Here is a 7,499-nt window from a genome sequence, read left to right on the forward strand (position 1 = left end):
GAACCGGCACGGTTTTTGCATCTCGGCGACCGTTACTAACGATGATAACGGTCCGCCTCCGCAAAAACCGTGCCGGTTCCGGCGGTGGGGGGGCGGGGTTGTCCGAGGGTTCGATGGGAGAAGACGGCGGTCCCCCGGCGGTGCGAAAACGGGCGGGGTTCGCGGCCCCACCCGTCGGCGCTGTGTTCGGCCGCGGAGCGTTAGTCGTCGTCGGCTCGCAGGTCGAAAGACCCCTGGTCGTCGCCGGCCGTGCCCGTGTAGTAGATCGTCCCGATCAGGTCGCCGTTGACCAGGCTGCCCTGGAGCTCGACGGGGTCGGCGTAGAGATAGAACTGGTCCCCGTGATAGGTGGCGCGGCCGCCGATCGGCGTGGCGTAGACGGATTCGTAACCGAAGGCGTCGCCGTCGGGCTCGATGGTCAACTCGAGAACGCCGGTGCCGCCGCTCTGGAAGCTGCAGAATCCCGTCCAGTCACCGGCCAGCTCGCCGATGCGGTCCTCAAACTCGTCACAGCTCGTCAGCGGGAGTGCCGAGACCAGGGCCGCTGTCACCAGGGCCGGCAGCGGGAGCCTGCGTTTTTTACGCATCGGTTGCCTTTCGCGGTTGAACAGGAGTGGAGCGCTCGACCTGTCTTGACGGACCGGCGCCCGCCGTGCTAGTTTACAGCATCGACGACAAGGTACATGATAGCTCATCACATCCGGCGGCGCCAGTCCGGCGGCGCCAGGCTCGCCGGGAAACCGCCGTGGATGAGGTCCCAACAGGGAGTATAGATGGAATTCGCCAAACTGGATTTCGAGCAGCCCCTCTTCGACTTGCAGCAGCGCATCAAGGAGCTCAAGAAGCTCGACGCCGAGGGCGAGATCGACTTCCGTGATGAGATCAGCGCTCTGAGCGACAAGCTGGAGCGGATGAAGGAACAGGTCTACTCGAACCTGACGATCTGGCAGCGCGTCCAGGTGGCGCGCCATCCCAGCCGTCCCTACACCCTGGACTACATCGGGCAGGTTTTCAGCGACTGGATCGAGTTCCATGGCGATCGGGCCTTCGCCGACGACCGGGCCATCGTCAGCGGACTGGCGCGGCTGGAGGGCAGTCCAGTGGCCGTCGTCGGGCATCAGAAGGGCCGCAGCACCAAGGAGAAGCTGGAGCACAACTTCGGCCTGCCCCGGCCCGAGGGGTTCAGAAAGGCCCGCCGGGTGATGGAGCTGGCCGCCCGTTTCGAGCTGCCGATCATCAGCTTCCTCGACACGACGGGGGCCTACCCGGGGATCGGCTCCGAGGAGCGCGGAGTGGCCGAGGCCATCGCCTGCAACATCCGCGATATGTTCACCTACCCGGTGCCGCTGATCATCGTGGTCATCGGCGAGGGCGGTTCCGGCGGCGCCCTGGGCATCGGCGTCGGCGACCGGGTCTACATGCTGGAGAACAGCTACTACTCCGTCATCACCCCGGAGGGCTGCGCGGCGATCCTCTGGCGCGACGGCGGTCGGGCGCGGGAGGCCGCCGAGGCCCTCAAAGTCTCCGGTCCCCACCTGGTCGAGCTGGGGATCGTCGACCGCATCCTGCCGGAGCCCCTCGGCGGGGCGCACAACGGCTTGGTCGAGACGGCCCAGATCATCAAGGAGACCCTGGTGACGGACCTGGCCGAGCTGCGCAAACTCAGCGGTGAGCAGTTGCTCGACCAGCGATACAAAAAATTTCGGGGGATGGGCGAGTTCACCACGGTCCGCGGTTAGGTTCGGACGGTGCCCCGGCGCTACAGGGAGCTTTTCGTTTCACCGGTGCAGGCGGCCCGGGGCGCGCCGCTGGAGCTGGAGACCCCGACGGGACGCATCCGCTTGCAGGTTCCCAAAGGGACTGCTTCCGGCAAGGTCGTCAGAATCAAAGGTGTGGGCAAGAAGAAGCTTCTCGGCGGCCGGCGCGACCTCTACCTGCGGCTCTGGGTCCTCAACAGCCTGCTGGAGCTGGAGCGACCCCGGCGAATCGACGGGGAGACCCTCGAGGAGCTGGACTTCGTCCTGCGCTACGTTCGGCGGGGGGTGCTCGGCGACGGCAGCGCTCCCGCCGCTTATCGCAGGTTGGACGTCCGTGACCTGTACACGGATTACCTGGTCCACGGCGACCCCGAACGCCTGCAGGCCGTCCTGGCCGATTCCGTCGGCCAGGAGCCCGTACCCGTCGAGTTCTCCGACTGGCTGACGGTACCCGGGATGGTGCAGTTGAGCGTCGCCCCGCCGCGCTCGGGCGTGCCCGAGCTGCCCACCCCCCGGCGCATTTTCGTCGCCGCGGCGCTGAAAAAGGATCCCCTGGCCGTCGGCGCCGTGCTGGCCCACGAGTCGGCCCACGCCTTCCTCTACCGCCGGGGTTACTATCAGGCTCTCAACCCCCGGACCGCTGCCGAGAAGGAGCAACCGAGCGGACTGGACCGCCGGGACGAGCAGTTGACCGACCTGAGCGTCTTCGGCCTGGGCTGGGGCGACCTGACTCTCAACGCCCTGCGCCGCCGGGGCGACCGCTGGTGGGCCCTGGGCTATCTGGACGCCGCCACCATCCACCTGGCCGCCTGGCGCTCCCGCGAACTCTTTGGAGGGCAGACTTGAGTAGGCTGTCAAGCACTATTTTTCTGATCCCGTTTCTGCTGTTCGCCTTGACGACGACGGCGGCCGCCGAGCCCCTGCCCGGGATGAACGAGGCCCTCGACGGTCGCGAATACCTCTTCGGCTGCGCCGCGGGCGCCCTGCCCGGCCACCCCGGCTTCCTCCCCGGCGCCAACGCCCTCAGCGCCGCCTACGACGAGGCTTCCCGTCTCGGTCTGGCCTACGGGGCGTCCGATGTGCAAGACCACGCCGCCGGCGGCCAGCAGTTGACCTACGTCAGTCCGGTCTCCGACAGCCTGCGCCTGGGAACCCTGGCCGTCGAGCTGCGCCGCCGGGACAGCGGGTTCCTCGAGGACGCCGACGGGGAATACCGCGACGTGGGCTTCGCCCTGGGTTTCGGCTGGGCCGTCGGCCTGGGCACCGAGGTCATCCTGCCCGAGGGTGACGCCGCCAGCGCCGAGGACCTGATTCAGCGGGCCTTGGAAGAGGAAACCGACCACGGCGGCGTGATCGAGGAATACGTCGAAGAAGATGAAGAAGACACCGGCAACGGCGACGACATCGAGGACTACGAGGAAAACCCCGCGGACTGGGTCTCCCGGGCTCCCGAGTACCGTCCCGGTTACTACCTGGGCTTCGATTTCCGCGTCTTCAGCCGGGAGCTGATCGACGACGCCGGCGGTCAGCTGGCCGGGGACCAGGGTTTCAGCCTGGATCTCAGCGCCGCCGTGCCCCTCGTCTGGCAACGGCTGTATTTATCCCTCGGCCTGCAGAACCTCTTCCAGGCCAACATCGAACTCGCCGGGGTCAAGGAGCTGGCTCCGCGGCTGTTAACCGGAGCCTTGAGCTTCACCTGGGAGGGCTTGACCCTGGCCGCCGGACTCGAGAGCGACTTCGACGGCAATCTGGCCTACTGCGGCGCCGCCGAGTATCTGCTTCTCGGCGTCGTCGCCCTGCGCGCCGGCTACCACGGAGCAGCCCCCGCCGCGGCTGACTCGACCGCCGAGGTCCGCGCCGGGCTGGGCCTGCGGATAGACGGCTTCGAACTCGATCTGGCCGTCGGCCTGCCCCTCGACGATGACGAGGACAGGATTACGTTGGCGGCTTCCGTGGGCGTGGTGTTGTAGATTATTGGGGTGATTGTCCATTAGCGCAATGCAAGGTCGGGTCCTTGGACCCGACCTTGAATTGCGCAAAAACTCGATCTACAGCAACTCTTCGATCAACTCCCGGAAGCCCTCCTTCTCCCGGCTGCCGACGATGATCTTGACCACCTCGCCGTCGGGAGCGACCACCCAGGTCGTCGGCACGGCCTCCGCCGAGTAGTAGGCCATCGCCTCGTCGCCGGTCTGGTTGTAAAGCACCAACGGGTAGTCGATGCCCTGTTCCTCGGCGAAAGCGGCCAGCTCGTCGACCTCGGCGAAGTCATCGACGCTGACACCGACCACGGCGAAGTCCTCGATCTCATCCAGCAGCTCGAGGAAAGCCGGGATCTCCGCCCGGCAGGGCGGGCACCAGGTGGCGAAGATATTGACGAAAACCACCTTGCCCTCATCGAGCAGCTCATCCAGCGCGAAAGCGCCCCCGCCGAGCATCGGCGCGCTGAAAGCGGCCGGCGGCTTCCCGTAGATGTCGGCGAAACGCTGGTCCTGGAACTCGCCGTACCGGCGGTCGACCTCGGTGAAGATGGCCTCCAGCCGCTCCTCAGACAGGTTGTCCAAGTACTCGTTCAACTCGGCCTCGTCGGTGCCGTAGGCGTTAAAAATCTCCTGCTCGCTCAAGCCCGTATAACCGGCGGTGTAGAACTCGGTGATGATCTCGGCCACCAGGTCGTCGGTCAAGGCGAACCCCGCCGCGGCGCTCATAAGAACGAAAGCTGCAATCAACAGTTTGCGCATGATCCCTCCGGGATGGATGGTGCCTCTGTCGTGCGACTCCAATGCATATTAGCACATTGTTATCTTGTTTGCCTACGGCGGTGACGCTGGAAGCGTTCCCGACCGGAGACCTACGAAGAACGTTCCCATTCTCCAGGCCGGCGCGAACCCCAGCGCCGCCGGAACTGGCACGGTTTTTGCGGAGGCGGGCCGTTTATGATCGTCAGCAACGGCCGCGGAGATGCAAAAACCGTGCCAGTTCCGGCGGCGGAATCGGCGACACCGCCGCAGGGTAATCAAGGTCTCCGGTCGGGAGCGCAGCGGGGAGCCGTCCGGCTCCCCGCTTTGGTGACGGTTGCGGTCCGTCGGGGTTAGCCGGCGGCCGCGGCCAGCTCGACGGCGCGCCGGGCCACGGTCTCGATGGGCGTCTCGATGCCGAAGAACTCGATCTTCTCGAACAGCTCGGGGTTGCGCTCTTTTTCTTCCTGGAAGATGCGCACTCCTTCCCGCCACATGTTGCCGGTGAAGCGCAGGGCCATCGGCTTGGAGAGGCCGTGTTCCTTCAAGAAGATGATGACGCCCTTGGCGAAGTCGTCGCAGCGGGAGACGCCGCCGAAGCGGGCGCCGAAGATGGCCTTGACGTTGGGGTTTTCATCGAGGAGGCGCAGCATCTTGGCCAGGCGTTCCGGGGTGGGTCCGCCGCCGGAGTCCATGAAGTTGGCTGGTTTGCCGCCGAAATGGTGGATGAAGTCGTTGCCCATGATGCCGAAGCCGGCGCCGCCGGGGAACATGCCGATGTCGCCGTCGAGGTCCAGGTAGGGGATGCCCTCGGCGCGGGCCCATTTCTCGCGCTCGGTCAGCTCGCCCTCTTCGTGGCGGCCCTTGGGCGCCAGGGACTGGAGCTTGCGCTGACGGTAGAGGGCGTCGTCGTCGACGTTGATGCGGGCGTCGGCGGCGATCAGTTCGCCGTCGGTGGTGATGACGAGGGGGTTGATCTCGGCCATCTTGAGGTCGCGTTCGTGGAAGATGCTCAGCAGGGCGCCGGCGACACCGGCGAAGCGCTGCAGCAGTTTGCCCTGGAGACCGATTTCCTTGGCCAGGGCCACGCCCTGGTGGTTGAAGTACTCCTGGCTGGGTTGGAAGTAACGGCGGACGATGGCGGCGGGTTCCTCTTCGGCGACCTGCTCGATGTTGACGCCGCCGCGGGAGGAGGCGATCAGGGTCATGCCGTAGCGCGCCCGGTCGAGGGCTACGCCGAGGTAGAGCTCCCGGTCGATGTCCAGAGCCTCCTCGACGAGGAGCCGCCGGACGGGGTAGCCCTTGATGGTCAGGGCGAGGATGCGCTGGCCTTCGGCGAGAAGCTCTGCGGGATTGCGAACGATACTGACGCCGCCGGCCTTGCCCCGGCCGCCGGTGAGGACCTGGGCCTTGACCACCACGGGGTAATCGAGGTCTTCGGCCGCCGCCTCGAGGGCGGCGACGCTCTCGATCAAGCGTCCGCCCGGCGTCGGGATACCGGCCTCGCGGTAGATGTCCTTGGCTTCGTATTCGTAGAGACGCATCTCCACCTCGTCTACAGGGGTTCAACTCGGGGGGAATGGTAATCGTCGAGCGGACGTAATCCTAGCATAGCGCGGGGTAAAGGAAAAGCCGTCGGACAAGGCGCGAAATGTCCTGCTATAATCCTGTCGTAACGCAGTTGCGCGAGGGGGTACGGTGAAAGCTGGGCTAACGGGTCGCTTGATCATCGTCTTGTGTCTGTTGCTGGCCGGCTCCTCCCTGGGCCGGGCCCGGCGGCTGACGGTCCTCGAGGTCGGTGGGCGCCGGTTGGCCCTGATCGAGGTTATCGACAACCGCGGCGAGCCGGCAACGGCGGCCCTGTTGGAGGAGCGGCTGATCGAGGCCTTCAGCGGCGGCGACCCCCAGAAACGCTTGTGGAGCGGCGAGATCGCTGCAGCTCCGGCCCCGACGGATCCCAACGTCCCGGCGATCTTCTTCACCCCCTTTCTGGAGCCAGCGGCCGCTAACGGCGCCGGCGCCGTGCTGGGCTGTTTCCTCCAGCCCGATGACGCCTGGACGCTGATGCTGGTGGGCGTCAGCGGTCGGGTGCTAGAGGAGCGTTTCTTCACCGGCGCATACGCCGCCGTTGCACCCCTGATGACGGCGGCCGCCGTCCGGGGCTTCGACGAGCATTTCCCCCCCGAGAACGCCGTCCGGCATCCCACGGCCACCCTGCAGGTGACCTGCGACACCCCGGGTTACGGCCTGCGGGTCGACGGCGAGGACCTCGGTCCTCTGCCCCACGGGGGGCTGGATCTTCGGCTGACGGCCGGGGAGCACCGCCTGGTGCTGCTCGATCCCAGCGATCGCCCCGTGGAGAGCCGCTTGATCACCCTGGCGGAGAACGAGGTCCGCACCGCGTTCTTCTACATCGACGCCGAGGACGGTGACGGTCTGGCTGACGTGACCGTCGACGAAGATGACGACGGGTTCAATTTCTTTGGCTGCCTGTTCGACGCTCTGCTGTCCGGACTGTGCAGTTCCGGCACCGATGATGACGAAGATGACGACGAAGACGACGCTGACGACGGCGATGATGTTTGGGGTCCCGGCGACGACACTGACGATGACGATGACAACGATGACGACGGTGTCTGGGGGCCCGACGGCGGTGATGACGACGGCGCCGCCGGCCTGCATGACGATCGCGACACCGCGCCCTGGGGACCGGGCACTTGAATTGGCACACTTCTTGCACTAATTATCTGGTGACTTTACGAAATAAGACGCACCTCGAGGCGGCGGCGGTACGGGACGATCCCGCCGACGCGTCCGCCACAACCCGCAGCGGCGCGGTCGTAACGTCCTTCACGGCCGAAACCCACGCGCGCGGATGCCCAGCCTGAGCCCCTTGCTGACGATTGTCAGGGCGGGTAAAAGGTAACGACAAGGGAGAATATCACTCTCCGACCCCAACATCGGAGTTCCTTGCCTGAGGGAAAACCGGCGGCTGTTTCAATAA

General features: G+C 66.0%; 7 protein-coding genes. 4 read left to right on the forward strand and 3 right to left on the reverse strand.

The features are described 5' to 3' along the window. Positions 1-200: 200 nt before the first annotated feature. Complete coding sequence (locus tag GF399_09515) at positions 201-587, reverse strand: hypothetical protein (protein MBD3400557.1); 387 nt, start codon at positions 585-587, stop codon at positions 201-203. Positions 588-773: 186 nt separating this feature from the next. On the opposite strand from GF399_09515, the gene GF399_09520 reads away from it, so the two are divergent. Genes GF399_09520 through GF399_09530 form a run of 3 tightly spaced genes read left to right on the forward strand, consistent with a single transcriptional unit; the run spans position 774 to position 3,727 of the window. Further along, a complete protein-coding gene (locus GF399_09520; GenBank protein ID MBD3400558.1) occupies positions 774-1,739 on the forward strand; it encodes an acetyl-CoA carboxylase carboxyltransferase subunit alpha in 966 nt (321 codons plus the stop codon). A gap of 9 nt (positions 1,740-1,748) precedes the next feature. Beyond that, the gene (locus GF399_09525; protein MBD3400559.1) at positions 1,749-2,603 is read left to right on the forward strand and encodes a hypothetical protein; all 855 of its coding nucleotides are present in this window, start codon (positions 1,749-1,751) and stop codon (positions 2,601-2,603) included. After that, entirely contained in the window at positions 2,600-3,727 is a 1,128-nt protein-coding gene (locus GF399_09530) for a hypothetical protein (protein MBD3400560.1), read from the forward strand. Before GF399_09525 ends, GF399_09530 begins: the two co-directional genes overlap by 4 nt. Positions 3,728-3,805: 78 nt before the next feature. On the opposite strand, the gene GF399_09535 is transcribed toward GF399_09530, so the two are convergent. Beyond that, on the reverse strand, positions 3,806-4,498 hold the full coding sequence (locus GF399_09535) for a redoxin domain-containing protein (protein MBD3400561.1): 693 nt from the start codon (positions 4,496-4,498) through the stop codon (positions 3,806-3,808). 350 nt (positions 4,499-4,848) lie between these two features. Then, positions 4,849-6,039, reverse strand: coding sequence for an ATP-grasp domain-containing protein (locus GF399_09540; protein ID MBD3400562.1), 1,191 nt, complete (start codon positions 6,037-6,039; stop codon positions 4,849-4,851). 154 nt (positions 6,040-6,193) lie between these two features. Here GF399_09540 and GF399_09545 point away from each other — a divergent pair, with 154 nt between their 5' ends. Next, positions 6,194-7,216, forward strand: a complete 1,023-nt coding sequence (locus tag GF399_09545) for a hypothetical protein (GenBank protein ID MBD3400563.1) — start codon at positions 6,194-6,196, stop codon at positions 7,214-7,216. Positions 7,217-7,499: the final 283 nt, after the last annotated feature.

The organism is Candidatus Coatesbacteria bacterium, from assembly GCA_014728225.1.
Lineage (GTDB): Bacteria > RBG-13-66-14 > RBG-13-66-14 > RBG-13-66-14 > RBG-13-66-14 > WJLX01.